Below are 22,118 nucleotides of genomic sequence, written 5' to 3'. Positions count from 1 at the left end.
ATATCAATACTATGGCCACGCCTACTTCTCCGATGACGCGGCCCCCGGCGCATCCATGGCAGGCTCCAACTCAAGAAAACCGGTTGTTGGCATGAAGATTCGCGTCGCGCTCGTTTCCGCATTGCTGGCCGTCTCCGGCTGCACCACCTTGAGCGGCAAAGGTCCCACCGTGACGCCGACACCCGCCTCGACGCCTCCGACAAGCGGTAAGGTCACCAAGTCGATCATTTCGGCAATGGACGGCGGCCTCGTCGGCGGCTCGATCGGCAATGGCCTCAGCGACGCCGAGAAGCACAGCGCGCTCGAGGCTGAATACAAGGCGCTCGAATATACGACGAGCGGTCAGAAGGTGGCGTGGAAGGGCGATCAGGCTTCGCACTATGGCGAGGTGGTTCCGGCCCAGCCTTATCGCGTCGGTTCGCAGGACTGCCGCCAGTACACGCAGACGGTGTTCACCGGCGGCGCCGGGGTGACGGCGCGCGGAACCGCTTGCCGCAATGCCGATGGCAGCTGGACGCCGCTGACCTGACAGCTCGCATGTCGCCCAAACTGCGCAGCGGTTTTGGGACAACGACATGCACAAACAAAGACCGAACCGGCTTCGATTGGAATCCGGCCGGTTGATGTCGATCAAGGACGTCAGGCGCGCTGACCGTCAAAGCGTCGCAGGATGCCTGTGTTGGCAGGGCAGGGCTCTGTCGTTATTGGAAGAACCATGCTGTTCTGGGTCATAGCCGCGATACTGACGCTCGGCGCGAGCCTGGCGGTGCTGCTGCCGCTGGCCGCGGGAGCCAAGGGCGCGTCATCGAGTGGCGATCACGATCTGGAAGTCTATCGCGACCAGTTGTCCGAGCTTGACCGCGACGCCGGGCGCGGCTTGATCCAGCCGGCCGAAGCAGCCGAGGCGCGCGCTGAAATCGCGCGCCGCATCCTGCGCCTCGACAATGCCGATACGGCCGGCAAGGCATCGGCGCGGCAGGCGTCGGTCACAGCGCGGCTTGTCGCGACCGTGGCCGTGCTGGCGGTGCCGTTGGTCAGCTGGGGTGTTTACAGCCAGATTGGCTCGCCTGACTTGCCGGCGCAGCCGCTCAGCCAACGGCTGGCCAAGAACCCGGCCGACAGTTCGGTCGACGAATTGGTTGCACGGGCCGAGGCTCATCTTGCCGCCAACCCGTCCGACGGCAGGGGATGGGACGTGCTGGCCCCGGTCTATCTGCGCATGCAGCGCTTCTCCGACGCGGTCGCCGCGTACCGCAATGCCATCCGCCTCGACGGCGACAGCGCTGTTCGCCAGGCCGGCCTCGGCGAGGCGATTGCCGGTGCGGCGGGCGGCATTGTCTCCGCCGATGCGCAGGATGCCTTCGAGGCGGCGCTGAAGCTCGATCCCGCCAACGCAAAAGCCAGCTTCTACCTGGCCATGGCCTTGGCGCAGGAGGGACGCAACAAGGACGCGACCACGGCCTGGCAGGCGATGCTGGGCACTTTGCCGCCGGATTCGCCATGGCGCAGCGCCGTCGAGCAGGCACTGGCCAAATCCGCCAATCCCGAAGTCGCTTCCGGTGCGGCCGCGAAGGGCCCCGATGCCGCGGATATCGACGCCGCATCCTCCATGTCGCCGCAGGATCGCGAAGCCATGATCAACACCATGGTCGCGGCTCTCGACGAAAAACTGCGGCAAAATCCGCGCGACGCGGAAGGATGGATGCGGCTCGTTCGTTCCTATGTCGTGCTGGGCAAGGCCGATCAGGCGCGCGAGGCGCTCGGTCGCGCCATTGCCGTCTTTGGCCCGGGCAGCGACGAAGCCAAGAAATTCACCGCCCTTGCCGCCTCGCTCGGCCTGACGGCGACGGAGTAAACGTGTCATGACACGCAAGCAGAAGCGATTGTCGGTCATCGTGGGCGGATTGGCCTTCCTGGGTGCCGCCACCGGGCTGACCTTCTACGCGCTTGGCCAGAAGGCTTCCTATTTCTACATGCCGGCCGACCTCACCACGGCGAGTGTCCAGCCCGGCCAGCGCATCAGGCTCGGCGGTTTGGTCGAGAAAGGCACCATCCAGCGCGGGCAGGGCGCGACGGTCGCCTTTTCGGTCACCGACACGCACAAATCGGTCAAGGTCACCTACACCGGCATCCTGCCCGACCTCTTTCGCGAGGAGCAGGGCGTCATCACCGAAGGCAGTTTCGGTCCGGACGGCGTCTTTGTTGCCGACAGCGTGCTTGCCAAGCATGATGAGCGCTACATGCCCAAGGAAGTGGCCGACGGGCTGAAGGCCAAAGGTGTCTGGCAGGAGAGCAAAAGTGAGTGAGGGGCATGGTTGAAACTGGACATTTCGCCCTAGTCCTGGCGTTCGCGCTTTCGCTGGTGCAGACGATCGTGCCGCTGTTCGGCGCGCGCCTCGACAACCAGCGCCTGATGGCTGTCGGCGGTCCTGTCGCCGTGACTGGTTTCGCCTTGACGGCGCTGTCCTTTGTCGCTTTGGCGAGCGCCTATGCGAACTCCGATTTCTCCGTGGCGAGCGTCTGGGAAAACTCGCATTCGCTGCAGCCGATGATCTACAAGATCACCGGAACCTGGGGCAATCACGAAGGCTCGATGCTGCTCTGGGTGCTGATCCTGACCTTCTTTGGCGCGCTTGTCGCCGCTTTCGGCTCCAATCTGCCGGCGACCCTGCGCGCCAATGTGCTGGCCGTGCAGGGCGCCATCGGCGCTGCCTTCTTTCTGTTCATCCTGGCGACGTCCAATCCTTTCATCCGGCTCAACCCGGCGCCGATCGAGGGCCGCGACCTCAATCCGGTCCTGCAGGATCTCGGCCTCGCCATTCATCCGCCGCTGCTCTATCTCGGCTATGTCGGCTTCTCGATCTGTTTTTCCTTCTCGGTCGCCGCCCTTATCGAGGGGCGCATCGACGCCTCCTGGGCGCGCTGGGTGCGGCCATGGACGCTGGTCGCCTGGATGTTTCTGACTGGCGGCATCGCCATGGGGTCGTACTGGGCCTATTACGAACTCGGCTGGGGTGGCTTCTGGTTCTGGGATCCGGTCGAGAACGCCTCCTTCATGCCGTGGCTGGCGGGCACCGCGCTGCTGCATTCGGCGATCGTCATGGAAAAGCGCTCGGCGCTGAAGATCTGGACGCTGCTGCTCGCCATCCTCACCTTTTCGCTGTCGCTGCTCGGCACCTTCCTGGTCCGCTCGGGCGTGCTCACCTCGGTGCATGCCTTCGCCACCGACCCGGCGCGGGGCGTCTTCATCCTGTGCATCCTGACGCTGTTCATCGGCGGCTCGCTGGCGCTGTTTGCGCTGCGCGCCTCGCGACTGACGGCCGGCGGCCTGTTCCATCCAATCTCGCGCGAAGGTGCGCTCGTTCTCAACAATCTGTTCCTGACCACGGCGACCGCCACGGTGCTCGTCGGCACGCTCTATCCGCTGGCGCTGGAGGCGCTCACCGGCGACAAGATCTCGGTCGGGGCGCCGTTCTTCGACCTGACCTTCGGCCCGTTGATGCTGCCGCTTCTGGTCCTCGTGCCGTTCGGCCCGCTGCTGGCCTGGAAGCGCGGCGACGTCATCGCCGCGTCGCAGCGCCTGATGGCGGCCTTTGCCACGGCGCTGGCGGCAATGCTTGTCACCGGCCTGTTTATCGACGGCGCGTCGGTGTTCGCGGCCCTCGGTATCGGCCTGGCTGTCTGGCTGGTCGCCGGTGCGCTGACCGACCTTGCCGTCAAGTCCGGCGTCGGATCGGTCGCGCCTTCCGTCATGCTCAGGCGCTTCGCCGGACTGCCGCGCTCGGTCTTCGGCACGGCCCTGGCCCATCTCGGCCTTGGCCTGACCTTGCTCGGCATCGTCGCCACGCTCTCTTTCGGTACCGAGAAGATCCTCACCATGCGCGCCGGCGAGACGGTGGAATTGTCTGGCCATACGCTGCGTTTCGTCGGGCTCTATCCGGCGCAGGGGCCAAACTACAGCGAGGACCGTGGCCGCTTCGAGCTGATCGGTGTCAGCGGCAGTCCTGTCGGCGAAATCAGTTCCGCCAAGCGTTTCTATCCAGTGCGGCAGACGACGACGACGGAGTCCGGCATCAAGACCCTTGGTCTTTCCCAACTCTACATCTCGCTTGGCGACGAAGCCAAGGACGGCTCGGTCGTGGTGCGCTTGTGGTGGAAACCGCTGGTGACACTGATCTGGGGCGGCGGTCTGGTGATGATGGCGGGTGCGGCCATGTCGCTGATGGACAGGCGTCTGCGTGTCGGCGCGCCGTCGCGTCGGCGCAAGCAGGCGAGCGCAGAGGCGCCCGCGGTCCTGCCATGAAGGCCAGGTTCTCCGCCGCGTTGCTCGTCCTGATGCTGGCGCTCGGCTTTGCCGGCACGGCACTGGCGGTGAAGCCTGACGAGATGCTGGCCGATCCGGCGCTCGAGGCGCGGGCGCGGGCGCTGTCGGAAGGCCTGCGCTGCATGGTCTGCCAGAACCAGTCGATCGACGAATCCGACGCCGACCTTGCCCGCGACCTGCGCATCCTGGTGCGCCAGCGCCTCGTCGCCGGCGATACCGACCAGCAGGTCATGGACTATGTGGTTTCGCGCTACGGCGAATTCGTGCTGCTGAGGCCGCGCTTCGACCTGCGCAACGCGCTGCTTTGGGGCACGCCTGTGCTGTTGCTGCTGGTCGGAGGCGTGTTCATCGTGCTGACCGCGCGCTCGCGCCGGACCCTGGCAACAAAGACCCTGTCGGCCGACGAGCAGGCGGCATTGGACGCTATCCTGCACCGCGACTGACGGCTGCCGTCGCCGCCAACATTACCAAAGTTTCATGTGTCGGAAATGGCGCGGTAATGTGCGTCGCTCTAATTCTCCTTGCCTGAGGATGCCGATCAAGGCGCGTCCCTTTGAAAGAGGATACGAGACCCCATGAATATTGCCCCCAATTCATATTCCCGCACCCGCAAGCGTCTCCTGGCTGCCGCCGCTTCCGTCGCCGTTGCCGGCGTGATCGGCGTTGGCGCGCTGACCAGCGGAACCAGCCCCGTTCTGGCCGATGCCGTACGCGTCGAGGCGCCGCAGGTGCAGGGTTTCGCCGATGTCGTCGAGCGCGTTTCGCCCGCCGTGGTCAGCGTCAAGGTGAAGGCCAAGATCCAGCCGACCGCCGATGATGGCTCCGATGGCCAGGACGGCTTCGACAATCTGCCCAACAATCCGCAACTGCGCCGCTTCTTCAAGGAATTCCGCGGCTTTGGCGACCAGGGCGGCCAGGATGACGAAGGCCATCGCCGCTTCGGTCACCGCGACCGCGGCAATGACCAGCCGCGCCCGGTGGCGCAGGGCTCCGGCTTCTTCATTTCCGAGGACGGCTACCTCGTCACCAACAACCACGTCGTCGAAGAAGGCACCGCCTTCACCGTGGTGACCAATGACGGCAAGGAACTCGACGCCAAGCTGGTCGGCACCGACCCGCGCACCGATCTCGCCGTCCTCAAGGTCGAAGGCGGTGGCAAGTTCACCTATGTCGACTTCGCCGATGATTCCAAGGTCCGCGTCGGCGACTGGGTCGTTGCCGTCGGCAATCCGTTCGGCCTCGGCGGCACCGTCACCGCCGGCATCGTGTCGGCGCGCGGCCGTGATATCGGCGCCGGCCCCTACGACGATTTCCTGCAGATCGACGCCTCGGTCAACCGCGGCAATTCGGGTGGCCCGACCTTCAACCTCAATGGCCAGGTCGTAGGCATCAACACGGCGATCTTCTCGCCCTCGGGCGGCAGTGTCGGCATCGCCTTCGACATCCCTGCCTCGACCGCCAAGCAGGTTGTCGAGGACCTGATGAAGAGCGGCGCGGTGCAGCGCGGCTGGCTCGGCGTCGAAATCCAGCCGGTCACCTCCGACATCGCCGAATCGCTCGGGCTGAAGTCCAACAATGGTGCGTTGGTGTCGAGCGCCCAGGACGATGGCCCCGGCAAGAGAGCCGGCATCACGGCTGGCGACGTCATCACCCAGGTCGACGGCAAGGATGTTGCCTCGCCGAAGGAACTCGCCCGCCTGATCGGCGCCTATTCGCCCGGCAAGTCGGTTGATGTCACCGTCTGGCGCGACGGCAAGAGCCAGGCGATCAAGGTCGATCTCGGCAAGCTGCCGGCGAGCGACAAGCAGGCCTCGAACGACCAGCAGCAGCAGCCCGCGGCTCCGGCAAAGCCTGATACGCTGGCCGATCTCGGCCTCACCGTCACCAAGTCCGAAAACGGCAAGGGCCTTGTGGTGACCGATGTCGATCCCGACAGCGCCGCGGCCGACCGCGGCATCCAGCCGGGAGACATCATCACCGCGGTCAATTCGAACGAAGTGAATGGCACCGAGGATGTCACCAAGGCGATGACCGACGCGGTGAAGTCCGGCCGCAAGGCGGTGCTGATGCAGGTCACCCGCGACAACAACAACCGTTTCGTCGCGCTGCCCGTCGCCAAGGGCTGACAACGACTTTTCCGGTGCGGCGGTGTCAAACACCCCCGAGTCGCCGCATGGGAAAGCATGGAGCCGGGTACGTTAGTCAGTCATCGTGCTCTCCTCCAGCGGCAGCGGGCCTCCCATCGCCCGCTGCCGCACATTTTGAAAGCCGCCCGAAAACGCTGCCTCGGGCATGGGCCGTGAGAATGTGATGATTTGCCCGATCATGCCCCGAAGCAGGCATGTTCGGGATGAAGACAACCAGAGAACAAGATTTTATCGCGCGAGACCTCGATCATCTTGATCGCGGCGCGCTTTGGCAAAGGCTAAAATGCAGATGCCGGCTACTCAACCTTCCAGCGAAATCGCGTATAACGGCCCCATGAAGATTCTCGTCATAGAAGACGATCGCGAGGCTGCCGATTATCTGCAGAAAGCCTTCACCGAGGCTGGTCATACCGCTCATGTCGCTGGTGACGGCGAGACCGGTTTCGCGCTTGCGGATGCCGGCGACTATGATGTGATGGTCATCGACCGGATGATGCCGCGCCGCGACGGTTTGTCTGTGATTGCCGGTCTTCGCTCACGGGGCAACACCACGCCCGTGCTGATCCTGTCGGCGCTGGGCGAGGTGGATGACCGGGTCACCGGCCTGCGCGCCGGCGGCGACGACTATCTGACCAAGCCCTATGCGTTTTCCGAACTTCTGGCTCGCGTCGAGGTGTTGAACCGCCGTGCTAGTGCCAAGGAAGCCGAAACCGTCTACCGGGTTGGCGACCTTGAACTCGACAGGCTGTCGCATTCGGTGCGCCGGGCGGCGCGCGAGATCACCCTGCAGCCGCGCGAGTTCCGCTTGCTCGAATATCTGATGCGCCATGCCGGCCAGGTGGTGACGCGCACCATGCTGCTTGAAAATGTCTGGGATTATCATTTCGACCCGCAGACCAATGTCATCGACGTCCACGTCTCGCGGTTGCGCGGCAAGATCGAAAAGGGCTTCGACAAGCCGATCCTGCATACGGTTCGCGGCGCGGGCTACATGTTGAAGGGCGGCTAGAGCATGATCCCGAAAAGTGGGAACCGGTGTTCTCGGACAAACGGTTTCCGTTTGTCCAGAGATCATGCTCCAACAAAGAGCTGGATCAGCATGACGATTCGACCAATCGTCACGCTGATCTAGGCGACAGCATGGCTCTTTCCGTGCCGGCCATCATGAAGACGACGGCAGCGCGACTTTCGGCGCTCTACCTTCTGCTCTTTGCGCTCTGCGCCGTGCTGCTTGTCTTCTATATGACCTCGCTGTCGGCGCGCATGCTGACGGCGCAGACGCAGGAGACCATCAACGACGAAGTGCTGGGCCTCGCCCGCGCCTATCAGCGCGGCGGCCTGCCCGTGCTGGTGCGCGTGGTCGAAAACCGCTCCCGCCAGCCCGGTGCCAACCTCTATCTTATCGCCGATGCCAACGGCCAGATCCTGACCGGCAACGTGCAGAGCCTCGAACCGGGGGTGATCGACACGGAGGGCTGGACGACAGAGCCGTTCTCCTACAAGCGCTTCGGAGAAGGCGAGCTTGACCGCCTGCGCAGCGGAACGTCCGACCAGACGACAGCTCCTGCAACTGGCGACAACGCGGCACGGCAATCCGAAGGCGAGCAAGGCCACAACGCCATTGCGCTGGTGCTGCGGCTGCCCAACCAGATGATCATGCTGGTCGGCCGCGATCTTGGCGAACCGGAGCGCTTTCGTGCCGTCATCCGCCGTGCGCTGACGCTGGCGCTCGGCATGATGGGGCTCGGCGGACTGCTAATCTGGTTCTTTGTCGGCCGCGCCGCGCTGAAGCGCATCGACAGCGTGTCGGAGGCCAGCCGCCGCATCATGGGCGGCGATCTCTCGGGCCGGCTGCCGGTGACCGGAGCCGGCGACGAATTCGACCGGCTTTCGGAAAATCTCAACTCCATGCTGGCCAGGATCGCCACGCTCAACGAAGGCCTGAAGCAGGTTTCCGACAACATCGCGCATGATCTGAAGACGCCGCTGACCCGGCTGCGCAACCGCGCCGAAGCGACACTTTCGGGCAAGCACAAGCCCGTCGATTACCGCCAGGCACTGGAAGGCACCATCGCCGAGTCCGACCAGCTCATAAAGACCTTCAACGCCATCCTGATGATCTCCAGGCTCGAGGCTGGATATTCGTCAGAGCACACCAACCGCGTCGATCTGGCGGCGGCCGTGCGTGATGTCGCCGAGCTCTACGACCCGGTGGCGGAAGAGGCCGGCGTTTCGCTCCAAGCCGAAGTGAATGGTGCTTTTCTCGTCGACGGCAACCGCGAGCTGATCGGCCAGGCGCTGTCCAACATCGTCGACAACGCGATCAAATATTCGACGGACTCCACGTCCAAGCCGGCCGTTCGCGTGACGCTCGAGCGGACCCATGGCGAGATCAGGCTTTGTGTCGCCGACAACGGCCAGGGCATTCCGGACGATGCCGACCGGGCCCGGGCGACCGAACGTTTCGTTCGACTGGAGAAAAGCCGTTCTCAGCCGGGCTCCGGCCTTGGCCTCAGCCTCGCCAAGGCAGTCATGACTTTCCACTATGGGCGGCTTGATCTCCTGCCTGGCAATCCGGGACTATCCGTGGTCATGAGTTTCCCCGCACGGGAGGATCACTGATGGCTGCGGTTGCGAAACGGACGGTCACGGACTGGTTATTGAAGCCGGTGGTTGGGCTCGCCCCTCTCGACGAAGGCCGGTCGCGGCGGGAACTGGCCGAAATCGCCGCGGCGGCACGCGAAGAAGAGTTGACGCGGCTGGCCAAATTCCTGGCCGGCAAGGGGGAGGGGCAGGATTTCCTGGCCGCCGTCTTCGACCTCTCGCCGTTTTTGCGCGACACGGCGCGCCGCAGGCCTCGTATCCTGGATGCTCTTTTCGAACAACCGGTCGAGGCGCGCCTGGAGGCGATCACCGCCGCGATCGAACAGGCGCCGTTGGCCGACACGGTCTCCGAATCCAGCGTGATGATGGAGCTGCGCCAGTGCAAGGCCGAGGCACATTTCCTGATCGCGCTGGCCGATCTCGCCGGTGAAGCGGAAACGTCGCTGACCGTGCGGCGGCTGAGCGATCTTGCCGATGCCTGCACGCGTGCGGCCGTCGACTTCCTGCTGCGCGACTCGCATGGCCAGGGCAAGCTCAAACTGCGGGATCTCGACAACCCGTCGCTGCAATCGGGCTGGATCCTGCTCGGCATGGGCAAGCTTGGCGCGCATGAGCTGAATTTCTCCTCCGACATCGATCTTGTCGTCTTCTTCGATCCGGATGCGCCCGCCGTGGTCGACCCCCTCGACGCCACGGAGCTGTTCTCGCGGCTGACGCGCCGTTTGGTGCGCATCCTGCAGGACCGCACCGAGCACGGCTATGTCTTCCGCACCGATCTCCGGCTGCGTCCCGATCCCGGTTCGACGCCGCTGGCGATCCCGGTTGAAGCGGCTCTGCGCTATTACGAAGCGCGCGGCCAGAACTGGGAACGCGCGGCGATGATCAAGGCGCGTCCGGTGGCCGGCGATCTCGCCGCGGGCGCCGCCTTTCTCAAGGAATTGCAGCCCTATATCTGGCGAAAATACATGGACTACGCGGCGATTGCCGACGTCCATTCGATCAAGCGCCAGATCCACGCCCACAAGGGCCATGGCGAGATCGCCGTGAAGGGCCACAACGTCAAGCTCGGCCGTGGCGGCATCCGCGAAATCGAGTTCTTCGTCCAGACCCAGCAGCTCATCGCCGGCGGCCGCTTCCCCGAACTGCGCGGCCGCGAGACCGTGCCGATGCTCGGCCAGCTCGCCGCGCGCGGCTGGATCACCGCCGATGCGCGTGACGCACTCGCCCGCCAATATTGGTTCCTGCGCCGCGTCGAGCATGCCGTTCAGATGGTGGCGGACGAGCAGACGCACACGCTGCCGGAAGACGATGAAGGGCTGGAGCGGATCGCCCGCATGCTTGGCTTTGCCGATGCGGCGGCGCTTTCCCTGGCATTCCGCGCCTCGCTGCAGCAGGTCGAGCGCCATTATGCAGCGCTGTTCGAAACGGCCCCGGAGCTTTCGGCGGGCATCGGCAATCTGGTCTTCACCGGCGATGTCGATGACCCCAACACGCTGCAGACCTTGCACGGCCTCGGCTTCCAGCGGCCGAGCGACATCTGCCGCGTCATCCGCGGCTGGCATTTCGGCCGCTATCGCGTCACCCAGTCGGCGGAGGCGCGTGAGCGGCTGACGGAGTTGACGCCGGCGCTGCTCAAGGCCTTCGGCCAGACGCGCCGGGCGGACGAAGCCTTGATCCGTTTCGACGAATTCCTTGCTGGCCTGCCTGCCGGCATCCAGCTGTTCTCGCTGCTGCAGTCCAACCCGGCGCTGCTCAAGCTGATGGCGACGATCATGGGCGCCGCGCCCCGGCTGGCGGCGATCATCACGCGCCGGCCGCATGTTTTCGACGGCCTGCTCGACCCGGCCTTGCTGACTGAACTCCCCGACCGCGCCTATCTCTCGGCACGGCTTTCCGCCTTCCTGGAAGGCGACAGGGCCTATGAGGAGGTGCTCGACCGGCTGCGCATCTTTGCCTCTGAGCAAAAGTTTCTGATCGGCGTGCGGCTGCTTGCCGGTTCGATCGATCCGGCCCGCGCCGGCCGCGCCTTTTCCGATCTCGCCGATCTCACCATCGAGGCGGCGCTGCAAGCCGTGACCGCCGAATTCGCGGCGCGCCACGGCATGATCGCCGGCGGCGTGGTTTCGCTGCTCGGCATGGGCAAGCTCGGCAGCCGCGAATTGACCGCGGGGTCGGACGTCGATCTCATCCTGCTTTACGACCATGACGCGGACGCCGAAGACTCCGACGGCGACAAGCCGCTGGCGCCTTCCCACTACTACACCCGCATGACGCAGCGGCTGATCTCGGCCGTATCGGCGCCGACGGCGGAGGGAGTGCTCTACGAACTCGACCTGCGGCTTAGGCCGTCCGGCAACAAGGGGCCGGTGGCCACCCACATCGATGCCTTCAAGAAATACCAGCGCCAGGAGGCCTGGACCTGGGAACACATGGCGCTGTCGCGGGCGCGCGCCATTGGCGGCGATGCCGGCCTGTGCGCCGAGGTCGAAGCGGAAGTCGCAGCCGTGCTTGGCCAGCCGCGCGACGCGGCAAAGGTCAAGACCGAGGCTTCGGACATGCGCGCCATGGTCGAGAAGGAAAAGCCGCCGCGCGATCTCTGGGACATCAAGCTGATCCCCGGCGGGCTGATCGACCTTGAGTTCATCGCCCAGGTGGCTGTCATCACCGGGCAGGCCGAGGCCGGGCCGCGTGTCACCGGTACGGCCGAGATTTTGTCCCGCCTCGCGCCTGGCTTCGCTGGTGCCGACGTCAGGCAGGAGCTTGGTGCCGCCTTCGCACTCTATCTGGCGCTGACCCAGATGACCCGGCTGTGCCTCACCGGCCCGTTCGAGCGCGACGACGTTCCGCCTGGGCTTTCGGATTTACTTCTGGCGGTCACCGACCTGCCGGATTTCGGTGTACTGGAAGCACATCTCAAGGAGACGTCGCAAAAGGTCAGGAAGGACTTTGATCTTTTGCTTCGTGCCGGACGACCATGAAACAGCTGTCGAAGCATCGGACCCAAAAGTGGAAGCCGGTTTTGGGAAAATCCGATCCTCGAACAAAGAGATAGAGCGGCAACAGGATCGAAGATCCGCCGCTCTCGCATCGGGGGTGACGATGCAACAGGAGAAGACCATGAGAAAGTCAACCAAGCTTGCCCTTGCCTTCGCAGCACTTGCCGGCGCCGTCGGCACCACCGCCTATGCCGAAAACAATGCCAGCGCGAAAATGCGCGACGGCATGATGGCCCGCCTCGACAAGGCAATGACCGCGTCAGACGGCGCCATCACCTTCGACCAGTTTTCCGACGCCATGAACGCGCGGCTGAAGAAGCTCGTTGCCGACAATGGCGGCAAGCTGACCGTCGCCCAACTCGCCGACGCACTGGAGAAGGCGCGCTTCGAGCGGATGGCCAGGCGCATCATCGCCCGCTATGACACCAAGGGCGACGGCACGCTGACCACGGATGACATCACCGGTCGCGAGAAGAAGGTGTTCGCCATGCTCGACAAGAACAATGACGGCAAGATCGAGAAGAGCGAACTGCCGAAGGGCCATCGCTTTGGCCATCACCGCCAACCGGATGATGACGACAGCGTCCAATAAGATTGTTTGATCCAGGCTCCGGCGATATCGCTCGGGGCCTGCCGCTCAAGCGGCCGCCTTGACCGCCGGCGGCGCCTTCTTCACCGGAATGCGCACCGACACGATCGTGCCGACACCTTCGGTCGAACGGATCTTCAGCGCGCCGCCCTGGAGCTCGGCCAGCGAGCGTGAGATGGCAAGGCCGAGGCCTGATCCGGCATGGTTCTTGGAGAACTGGTTCTGAACCTGTTCGAAGGGTCGGCCGAGCTTGCCCAGCGCCTCTTTCGGGATGCCGCAGCCATTGTCCTCAATGGTCAGCACCAGCGCGCCGGACGTGTTGCGGGCCCTGACCGATATATGGCCGCCCTGGCCGGTGAACTTCACCGCATTGGACAGGAGGTTGATGACGATCTGCTTGATCGCCCGGCGATCGGCGAACAGACTCAGCGCGTCGGCGATGCGCGTTTCCACGGTGATCGCCTTTTGCGCGGCCTGCAGCGAGACGACGCGCACCGTCTCGCTGATCAGCGGACCGAGGTCGATCTGCTCCTGGTCCAGCGAGAATTGGCCGGCCTCGATCTTGGACATGTCGAGAATATCGTTGATGACGCCGAGCAGGTATTTGCCGCTGCTGTTGATATCCGTGGCGTACTCCTCGTAGCGCGACGAGCCCAGCGGGCCGAACAACCCCTGTTCCATCAGCTCGGAAAAGCCGATGATGGCGTTCAATGGCGTGCGCAGTTCATGCGACATGTTGGCCAGGAATTCGGATTTGGCCCGGTTCGCCGCCTCGGCGCGCTCGGTTTCCTTCATGTATTTGCGATTGAGATCGACCAGTTCGCGCGACCGTTCCTCTTCGGCCCGCCGCGCGAGGCTGAGATCATGGATCGTCGCCATCAGCCGGCGCTCGCTGTCGACCAGCTTCTCCTGGTGCAGCTTGATCTGGGTGATGTCGGAGCCGACCGAGACGATGCCACCATCCCTTGTCTTGAGTTCATTGACCTGCAGCCAGCGGCCGTCGGACAGCTGCCGCTCGAAAGTGGCGCCGCCTTGCGGACCATTGGTGTTGGCAAGCCGGCGTTCGGACGCAAAGGCCAGCATCCGCCCTTCCAGCGAAGCGCGTGTCATACCCGGCATCACGTCGCGATCCGACAGCCCGTTGTCCTGCTGGTATTTGGAGTTGCACATGATCAGCCGCTGCGCCGAATCCCACAGCACGAAGGATTCGTTGATGTTCTCGATCGCCGTCCTGAGGCGAAGGTCGGCAGCCTCGGACCGCAGCGCCAGATGGCGCTGCTCGGTGACGTCGACGGCGATGCCGATCAGCTGGATTTCCGGCGCCTCCGGATCCATGACCTGCGCGCGAGCACGCATCCACACCCATTGGCCATCGGCATGCCGCATCCGGAACACCTGGTCGATGTGGTCGATTTCGCGGGCGACAATTCTGTTGGCGAGCTCGAACAGGTCGCCGTCTTCGGGATGGATGATCTCGTCGACCTCGCCGAAGGACAGCATCGTATCGCAGGGCTCGTAGCCCAGCATATCGTACATGGAACGCGACCAGTACATCTTGCCGCGCACCATATCCCAGTCCCACAGGCCGCAGCGGCCGCGCACCAGCGCCATATCGATGCGCTGATGCGCCTCGAGGTAGATGCGGTCGGCGGCCTGGGCGCGCGCCGCCTGTCCGAAATAGGCGTAGAGGATGATGATCAGCACGCCCGCCGTCAGCACGAACAGGGTGACGTTGAGCGAGACAGTCTTGCGCCACGTGTCGAACACTGCCTCCTGCGGCACCAGCGCCGCCGCGGCTCCCTTCCGATCCCTGGCCACGCTGACCGCGGCGTACCAGTCCCGGCCGCCGATGTTGACCTCCATGACGCCGGCGCGGTCGCCGAACATGAACAGCGGCTGGCCGCCCTGGACGAGGCCGTCGAGCGAATGGCCTTGCCAGGGCATCGAGCGCGGCGTCACCGCGGTGATCCTGAAGGCGCTGTCGGTGATGACGAGCACATGGCTGCGGCCCATCGCGCCCTGGCGGCTGGTGGTCTCCAGCAGGTCCTGGACGGCGCCGGGCACGGTGTCCGAGGTGGTGGCCAACGAACTGGCCAGTTGACCCGCCGCCAGCGTCAGGATCGCCTTGGCGTCGCGTTCGACATCGTCACGCTCATTCATGAGCGACAGCACGCGCAGCGCCGCGATGACGAGCAGGAAGATGATGATCAGGGCCGGTATCGACCGGCGCAGCAGCGGTTCGGCGGCCAGAAGCCGCTTGTAGGCCGGTTCGGCAATGAGCCGCGTATTCCCGGCAAGGCCGTCGCTGCGCGCCTCGCGACGCGCAAAAACCATCCCACCGGGCGCGCCCCACGCGTCCGCCTTTGCCATAAATGGCACTCCCCGAATTTGCCTATGCTGCTTTGTGATCCGGCAAACGCCGCACTTCCGAATCGTCAGTAAAGAATCAAACGTGATTCGCCTTGTCCAGTGGCCCGGCGAAAAAAGATTAAAAATCGACTAAAATAATGCGCGTCTGGAGGTGCGGCGGCTGTACCTTCTCCCACACGGGAGAAGGTAAGGCGCGTTTAGGCCAGCGTACGCTCGACAATATCGCGCAGGTCCGCCGACAGGTTTTCGGCATTGGCGATCGAAAGCAGCGCTTCCCTGGCCTTGGCCTGCCGGCCCGGTTCGAGCGAACGCCACGACCGCAATGCCGTCGCCAGCCTTGCCGCCACTTGCGGATTGCGCTTCTCGACCTCGAGCACCGTCTGCGCGAAGAACCTATAACCCTTGCCGTCGGCGCGGTGGAAGCCGGTCTGGTTGGCGCTGGAGAATGTGCCGATCAGCGAACGCACCCGGTTCGGATTGGCCATCGAGAAGGCAGGATGGGCGGTTAGCGCGCGGACCGTGTCCACAGCCTGCGGCCCTGGCACGCTGGCCTGGATCTGGAACCATTTGTCCATGACCAGCGGGTCGGACGCATAGGTCTTTTCAAAAGCCGCCAGCGCCTTGTTTGCCTCCGGCGAAGCATGGTGGCGATGCGCGAGCACGGCAAGGGCGGCCGCGCGGTCGGTCATGTTGGTCGCGGACTGGAAATGCCTGGCCGCCAACGCCGCTCCGCCTTGCAGCAGCGAGAGATAGTCCAGCAAAATGTTGCGCAGGGCGCGTCGTCCTGCGCTCGCCGCGTCGGGACTGAAGGCCGCCTTATCGGCGAGCCTGTGGTAGAGGCTGGAAAACGCCTCGGCATTGGTCGTGGCGATCGCCAGCGCAAAGCCCTGCCGGGCTGCATGAATGGCATCGGGGTCGATGTTCTTGCCGATGTCGCGGGCGATGTCGGCATCGCCCGGCAGTGCCAGCGCAAGCGCCCGGTAGGCAGGCTCCAGCGTCTCGTCGCCGGCGATGCTGCCGGCGAGTTCGGTCAGCCGTGTGGCGAAGACCGGCTGCCTGCCGCCAAGGAACTCGCGGAAGGCAGCGATCAGCGCATCGGTGAGCAGCGTGTTGAAGGCTTGCCAGCGCGAGAAGGCATCGCTGTCATGGCGGGCAAGGAAGAACTGGTCGTCGGCCTTCTGCTCAACCGACAGCGTCACCGGCGCCGAAAAGCCGCGGTTGAGCGACACCGCCGGACGCTCAATCACACCCGAAAAGCGCACCATATGGCGGCGCTTGCGCAGATGGATGACGCCGTCCTCGACGCTGGCGCCCTCGACGCCGCTATAAGCGACAGGCTTGCCGCCGGCGCCGATCAGCCCGAAGGCGAGCGGAATATGCATCAGCCGCTTGCGGCTTTCGGAGGGTGTCGGCGGCACCGACTGCTCGATTTCGAGCGTGAATTCCTGCGCAGACTGATTGTGCGTCGAACTGACCGTCAGATTGGGCGTGCCAGCCTGATGATACCAGAGCGCGAACTGCGACAGGTCGCGGCCCGAGGCATCCTCGAACACTTTGATGAAATCCTCGATGGTCGCCGCTTCGCCGTCATGCCGTTCGAAATAGAGGTCCATGCCGGCGCGGAAGGCATCTGCCCCCAGGATGGTGCGGATCATGCGCACCACTTCGGAGCCCTTTTCGTAGACCGTCGCCGTGTAGAAATTGTTGATCTCGCGGTAGCGGCGCGGCCGCACCGGATGCGCCAGCGGACCCTGGTCCTCGGGAAACTGGTGGGCGCGCAGCGTGCGCACCTCGGCAATGCGCTTGACCGCGCGCGAGCGTTGGTCGGCGGAGAATTCATGGTCGCGGAACACAGTCAGGCCTTCCTTCAGGCAAAGCTGGAACCAGTCGCGGCAAGTGATTCTGTTGCCTGTCCAATTGTGGAAATACTCATGCGCGATGATCGCCTCGATATTGGCGAAATCGGCGTCCGTCGCCGTCTCCTCGTCGGCCAGCACATATTTGTCGTTGAAGATGTTGAGGCCCTTGTTCTCCATCGCGCCCATGTTGAAGTCGGACACGGCGACGATGTTGAAGACGTCGAGGTCGTATTCGCGGCCAAACGCCTCCTCGTCCCATCGCATCGACCGCTTCAGCGCGTCCATGGCGTAGCCGGCCAGCTTCTCCTTGCCGCGCTCGACATAGATGCCGAGTTCGACCTTGCGGCCGGACATTGTGACGAAACTGTCGGCGACCCGACCGAGATTGCCGGCCACCAGCGCGAACAGGTAGGATGGCTTGGGGAAGGGGTCATGCCAGACGGCATAGTGCCAGCCGTCCCCGATATTGCCTTTGTCCCCCGGATTGCCATTGGACAGGAGCAGCGGCGCCTCGTCGCGCAGCGCCTCGATCCGCACGGTGTAGACGGACAGGATGTCCGGGCGATCGAGGAAATAGGTGATGCGGCGGAAGCCCTCGGCCTCGCATTGCGTGCAATAGACATTGTTCGAGCGATAGAGACCCATCAGGGCCTCGTTGCCCGCCGGGGCCAGTTCGGTCTCGATCAGCAGTTGGAAGCGGCGCGCGGGCGGCTTGAGAATGGTGAGCTGGTCAGGTGTCACCAGCAGGTCCGCCGGTTTTGCCTTCTTGCCGTCGATCTCGACGCGCTTGAGCGTCAGCCCGTCGCCGTCGAGCACCAATGGCGCCGCCGCGGCTACGCCGTCGCGACGCTCGACAGTCAGTGTCGCGGTGACGATCGTGGCCTCGGGCGAAAGGCGGAAGGTGAGGTTGGTCCGCGGAATGAGATAATCGTTGGGGCGATAGTCTTCGAGCTTGAAGACCTGGCCGGTGTCCGTGCGCATTCCGTTGTTTTTCCTGTCGATTGCGTTGGACGCGGAGTTCCCGCTGGTCCAAGAAATTTGAAGTCCGCGCTCTTTACACGAAATGGTCCCTCGACAAAACTCGGCCGATGCCTATTTCAGGCATTCGTTCTCCATATCCCGCGAGGCAGCCATGACCGTCGTCACACCGAAATTCGGCATGGGCGCTTCCGTGCTGCGGGGCGAGGATACCGCCTTCATCCAGGGCCAGGGCCGCTACACCGACGATATCCAGCCAGACGGCGTCCTACACGGCTATGTCCTGCGCTCGCCGATCGCCAAGGCGAGCTTCACCATTGGTTCGACCGCGGCGGCGAAGGCGGCTCCTGGCGTCCATCTGGTGCTGACCGGCAAGGATCTCACCCATCTGCGCGATCTAAAGTCCGGCGTCATGCAGGTACAACCGGACGGCACCAAAGCGCCGACGCGCGACATTCCGATCCTGTGCCGGGATCGAGTCAATTATGTCGGCGATGCGGTTGCCTTTGTCGTCGCCGACAGCCGCGCCTTGGCGCAGGATGCCGCCGAACTGATCGAGGTCGATTATGACGGCGAGGACGCTGCCTCCGGCACCGCGACGGCGCTTGCCGAGGGCACGCCGCTGGTCTGGCCGGAACTCGGCTCCAACCGTGCCTTCACCTATCATATCGGCGACAAGAAGAAGACGGACGCGGCTTTCGCGGGGGCCGCTCACGTCACGCGCATCGAATTCGTCAACAATCGGCTGGTCTGCAACTACATGGAGCCGCGCTCGGCGATCGGCGAATGGAATGTCGGGGAAAACCGCTTCGTGCTGACCACAGGGTCGCAGGGCGTGCATTCCATGCAGTACATCCTGGCCAGCGTGTTCAAGATCAAAAAGGACCAGCTGCGCGTCATCACGCCCGATGTTGGCGGCGGTTTCGGGCCGAAGAGCTTCGTCTACCGCGAATATCCGCTGGTGCTCGAGGCGGCGAAGCGGCTCGGCCGTCCGGTGAAATGGGCCAGCGACCGCACGGAACATTTCCTCACCGACGCCCAAGGCCGCGACAATGCGGTGACGGCCGAGATGGCGCTCGACAAGGATGGCCGCTTCCTCGGAATGCGGGTCGACCTGCTTGCCAATATCGGCGCCTATGTCTCGCAATATGGCCCTTTCATCCCCTATATCGGCGTCACCATGTCGACCGGCGTCTATGATATCAGGGCGCTCGATGTCTCGGTGACCGGCCTCTACACCAACACCTGCCCGGTCGACGCCTATCGCGGCGCCGGGCGACCCGAGGCTGCGTTCCTGTTGGAAAAGCTGGTCGATGCCTGCGCGCATGATCTTGGCCGGCCCGTCGAAGAGATCCGCCGCCGCAATTTCATCCGGCCCGAGCAGTTTCCTTATCGCACGCAGACAGGCCGGCTCTACGACAATGGCGAATTCGAAGGGCATATGGACCGCGCCATCGAACGGTCGCAGTGGAAGGCGTTTCCGCAGCGGCTGGAACAGTCCAAAGCCGGTGGCAAGATCCGCGGCATCGGCATGGCGACCTATATCGAGGCCTGCGCCTTTCCGGGCTCCGAACCGGCCTTTGTCGAGCTCAATGGCGACGGCACGGTGACGCTGAAGATCGGCACCCAGACCAACGGCCAGGGGCATGCTACCGCCTATGCGCAGTTCCTGTCGGAAAAACTCAATCTCGACATCGACAAGATCCATGTCCGCCAGGGCGACACCGACGAATTGAAGGCGGGCGGCGGCACCGGCGGCTCGCGGTCCATTCCGCTGGGAGGTGTGTCAGCTTCCCGCGCGGGCGAGGATCTGGCCAACAAGATCAAGCGCATCGCCGCCGACGAGCTTGAGGCCTCGGCCGGCGATATCGAATTGTCCGATGGCGTTGCGCGCATCGTCGGCACAGACCGGAGCATCGATTTCTCGAGCATCGCCAAGGCCGCGAAGACGCCGGATGACCTTAAGGGGTTCGGCGAGTTCGTGCAGGACGAGTGCACCTATCCGAACGGCACCCACATCTGCGAGGTCGAGATCGATCCCGACACCGGCGCGACCGAGATCGTCCGCTACACCATCGTCGACGATTTCGGCGTCACCGTTAATCCGATCCTGCTCGCCGGCCAGGTCCATGGCGGCGTCGTGCAAGGCATCGGCCAGGCGCTGACTGAGAACACCATCCATGGCGAGGATGGGCAGCTCTTGACGGCGAGCTTCATGGACTACGCAATGCCGCGCGCCGACAATTTTCCGTTCTTTCATTTCGAGACCCGCAACGTGCCTTCGACCACCAATGCGCTGGGCATCAAGGGCGCGGGCGAGGCCGGCACGATCGGCTCGACACCGGCGGCGCTCAATGCCGTCACCGATGCGCTGTGGCGCGCCTATGGCATCAGGCATATCGAGATGCCGGCGACGCCGGCGCGGATCTGGGCCGCGATCAGGGGCGCATCGCCGACGTGACATCAGGGGCGGAACCAGGAACGACGGCAGGCCACGGCACGCTGAGGGGCATCGCGCTGAAGATCGTGTCCGTCGCGGTCTTTGTCGGCATGCAAACCTGCATCAAGGCGGCCGGCGACGTGCCGGCCGGGCAGATCGTCTTCTTCCGCTCCTTCTTCGCCATCTTCCCGATCATCGCCTTCCTGGCGGTGAAGGGACAGCTGCCGACGGCATTCGTCACCAAACGCCCCTTCAACCACGTCGCGCGCGGCGTCGTCGGCGTTGGCGCCATGGGGCTGGGCTTCTTCGCGCTCACCAGGCTGCCGTTGCCGGAGGCGATCACTCTGAACTATGCGCAGCCGCTGCTGGTCGTGGTGTTCTCCTCGGTCTTCCTTGGCGAGTCGATCCGCGTCTATCGCTGGAGCGCGGTCGCCGTTGGTCTTGTCGGCGTGCTCATCATTTCCTGGCCGGAGCTGACGCTGCTCAACTCGGATGAAGGGCTCGACGACCAGGAGGTCCTGGGCGTCATGGCCGCGCTGGTGGCCGCGGCGATCTCGGCGGTCGCCATGCTGCTCGTGCGCAATCTCGTGCAGACGGAGAAGACGGCGACCATCGTCCTGTGGTTCTCGTCGACCGCCAGCGTGCTCTCGCTGCTGACACTGCCTTTCGGCTGGCAAGCTCTGACGCCGACGCAAGCCGCGCTGCTCGTCATGGCCGGCTTCTGCGGCGGCCTCGGCCAGATCCTGATGACCTCGGCCTATCGCCATGCCGAGGCCTCGGTGGTTGCGCCCTTCGAATACACCTCGATGATCCTCGGCGTTGTCGTCGGCTATTTCATTTTCGGCGACGTGACCTCGCTCAACACGCTGATTGGCGGTGCGATCGTGGTGGCCGCCGGCATCTTCATCATCTGGCGCGAGCGGCAACTGGGCCTGGAGCGCGCGCGAACGCGCAAGGCGGCGCTGCCGCAGGGGTGATCAGGACCGTTCCGACCGCTCCTTCGCCAGCCGCACCAGTACCGCACGAGTCTGCTCGTCGGCGGGGAAGAAGGACTCGATCGCCAGTTCCGATAAGGTCACGTCGAGCGGCGTGCCGAAAACGGTGATTGTGCTGATGAACGACAGCACCTGATCGCCATGCGCGAGGCGCAGCGGATGCACGATGGCATTCGGCTCGACGGGCGTTGGCCTGCTGCCCTTCAGCCCGGACGGATAGGCGCGCAGTTCGCCCTCCAGTTCGACCAGCACCGGATCGCCGCTGGCATCGTTCTGGTGCTTGAGACGCTCAAGCAGGTGCGTGCGCCATTCCGCGAGATTGACGATGCGCGGTGCGATGCCGCCGGGATGCAGGGAAAGGCGAAGGACGTTGACCGGTGGCGCCAGCAGCGAAGCCTCGGTGATATCGGCGAGGAAGGGAGCAATCGCGGCATTCGCCGAAACCAGGTTCCAGTGCCGGTCCACGGCCAGCGCCGGGAAGGGCTCATGCCCCTTGAGCACGATCTCGATCGCCGCCATCGCTGGCGCCAGCGTCGTGTCGCTGAGCGGCCGTTCGCTGAAGCTCGGTGCAAAGCCAGCAGCGAGCAGCAGCTGGTTGCGCTGCCTTAGCGGGATCGAAAGCTGCTCTGCAAGATGCAGCACCATGTCGCGCGAGGGCGCGGCGCGGCCGCTCTCGACAAAACTCAGATGCCGCTGGGAGATTTCGGCCTCCATGGCGAGATCGAGCTGGCTCATGCGGCGGCGCGTGCGCCATTCGCGGATCAGACTGCCGGCGGAGGTTTGGGCTGATGTCATGGCAGGATGGTTAGGCTGACA

At 64.4% G+C, this 22,118-nt stretch carries 15 protein-coding genes; 12 read left to right on the top strand and 3 right to left on the bottom strand.

Annotation, left to right across the window (positions count from 1 at the left end; translation table 11 throughout):
• Nucleotides 1-91 precede the first annotated feature (91 nt).
• The 10 genes from CK227_RS22245 (at nt 92) to CK227_RS22200 (ending at nt 12,663) form a co-directional block, all read left to right on the top strand.
• A complete protein-coding gene (locus CK227_RS22245; RefSeq protein WP_095770945.1) occupies nt 92-529 on the top strand; it encodes a hypothetical protein in 438 nt (145 codons plus the stop codon).
• 186 nt (nt 530-715) lie between these two features.
• Complete coding sequence (ccmI, locus tag CK227_RS22240; protein WP_095770760.1) at nt 716-1,855, top strand: c-type cytochrome biogenesis protein CcmI; 1,140 nt, start codon at nt 716-718, stop codon at nt 1,853-1,855.
• Nucleotides 1,856-1,862: 7 nt separating this feature from the next.
• The gene (gene ccmE, locus CK227_RS22235) at nt 1,863-2,306 is read left to right on the top strand and encodes a cytochrome c maturation protein CcmE (protein ID WP_010915048.1); all 444 of its coding nucleotides are present in this window, start codon (nt 1,863-1,865) and stop codon (nt 2,304-2,306) included.
• Between the two features lie 5 nt (nt 2,307-2,311).
• Nucleotides 2,312-4,303 (top strand): heme lyase CcmF/NrfE family subunit, encoded by a 1,992-nt coding sequence (locus CK227_RS22230; RefSeq protein WP_095770759.1) that lies wholly within the window; start codon nt 2,312-2,314, stop codon nt 4,301-4,303.
• Nucleotides 4,300-4,767 carry a cytochrome c-type biogenesis protein gene (locus CK227_RS22225; protein WP_095770758.1) on the top strand — a complete coding sequence of 156 codons (468 nt, stop codon included), beginning with the start codon at nt 4,300-4,302 and terminating at the stop codon, nt 4,765-4,767. The genes CK227_RS22230 and CK227_RS22225 overlap by 4 nt, the downstream gene beginning before the upstream one ends.
• Nucleotides 4,768-4,899: 132 nt before the next feature.
• Nucleotides 4,900-6,450, top strand: coding sequence for a Do family serine endopeptidase (locus CK227_RS22220; protein ID WP_095770757.1), 1,551 nt, complete (start codon nt 4,900-4,902; stop codon nt 6,448-6,450).
• Nucleotides 6,451-6,805: 355 nt separating this feature from the next.
• Nucleotides 6,806-7,480 carry a response regulator transcription factor gene (locus tag CK227_RS22215; RefSeq protein WP_027046649.1) on the top strand — a complete coding sequence of 225 codons (675 nt, stop codon included), beginning with the start codon at nt 6,806-6,808 and terminating at the stop codon, nt 7,478-7,480.
• Between the two features lie 131 nt (nt 7,481-7,611).
• The gene (locus CK227_RS22210) at nt 7,612-9,093 is read left to right on the top strand and encodes a HAMP domain-containing sensor histidine kinase (protein WP_095770755.1); all 1,482 of its coding nucleotides are present in this window, start codon (nt 7,612-7,614) and stop codon (nt 9,091-9,093) included.
• Nucleotides 9,093-12,053, top strand: a complete 2,961-nt coding sequence (locus CK227_RS22205; protein WP_095770754.1) for a bifunctional [glutamine synthetase] adenylyltransferase/[glutamine synthetase]-adenylyl-L-tyrosine phosphorylase — start codon at nt 9,093-9,095, stop codon at nt 12,051-12,053. The genes CK227_RS22210 and CK227_RS22205 overlap by 1 nt, the downstream gene beginning before the upstream one ends.
• Before the next feature lie 139 nt (nt 12,054-12,192).
• Nucleotides 12,193-12,663 (top strand): hypothetical protein, encoded by a 471-nt coding sequence (locus tag CK227_RS22200; RefSeq protein ID WP_095770944.1) that lies wholly within the window; start codon nt 12,193-12,195, stop codon nt 12,661-12,663.
• A gap of 45 nt (nt 12,664-12,708) precedes the next feature.
• Here the strand turns inward: CK227_RS22200 and CK227_RS22195 are convergent, their stop codons facing one another.
• Nucleotides 12,709-15,030, bottom strand: a complete 2,322-nt coding sequence (locus CK227_RS22195) for a PAS domain-containing sensor histidine kinase (protein ID WP_095770753.1) — start codon at nt 15,028-15,030, stop codon at nt 12,709-12,711.
• A 197-nt stretch (nt 15,031-15,227) separates the two neighbouring features.
• Nucleotides 15,228-17,870 (bottom strand): aminopeptidase N, encoded by a 2,643-nt coding sequence (gene pepN / locus CK227_RS22190; protein ID WP_095770752.1) that lies wholly within the window; start codon nt 17,868-17,870, stop codon nt 15,228-15,230.
• 151 nt (nt 17,871-18,021) lie between these two features.
• Here pepN and CK227_RS22185 point away from each other — a divergent pair, with 151 nt between their 5' ends.
• Entirely contained in the window at nt 18,022-20,328 is a 2,307-nt protein-coding gene (locus CK227_RS22185; RefSeq protein WP_095770943.1) for a xanthine dehydrogenase family protein molybdopterin-binding subunit, read from the top strand.
• On the top strand, nt 20,325-21,284 hold the full coding sequence (locus tag CK227_RS22180; protein WP_095770942.1) for a DMT family transporter: 960 nt from the start codon (nt 20,325-20,327) through the stop codon (nt 21,282-21,284). The genes CK227_RS22185 and CK227_RS22180 overlap by 4 nt, the downstream gene beginning before the upstream one ends.
• Here CK227_RS22180 and CK227_RS22175 read toward each other — a convergent pair whose 3' ends face one another.
• Nucleotides 21,285-22,097 carry a helix-turn-helix transcriptional regulator gene (locus CK227_RS22175; protein WP_095770751.1) on the bottom strand — a complete coding sequence of 271 codons (813 nt, stop codon included), beginning with the start codon at nt 22,095-22,097 and terminating at the stop codon, nt 21,285-21,287.
• Between the last annotated feature and the right edge of the window lie 21 nt (nt 22,098-22,118).

It is taken from the genome of Mesorhizobium sp. WSM4308, from assembly GCF_002294905.1.
In the GTDB taxonomy this organism is placed as follows: Bacteria; Pseudomonadota; Alphaproteobacteria; order Rhizobiales; family Rhizobiaceae; genus Mesorhizobium.
The sequence above is the reverse complement of the archived record's forward strand: the minus strand, read 5'-3'. Positions and strand labels throughout refer to the sequence as shown.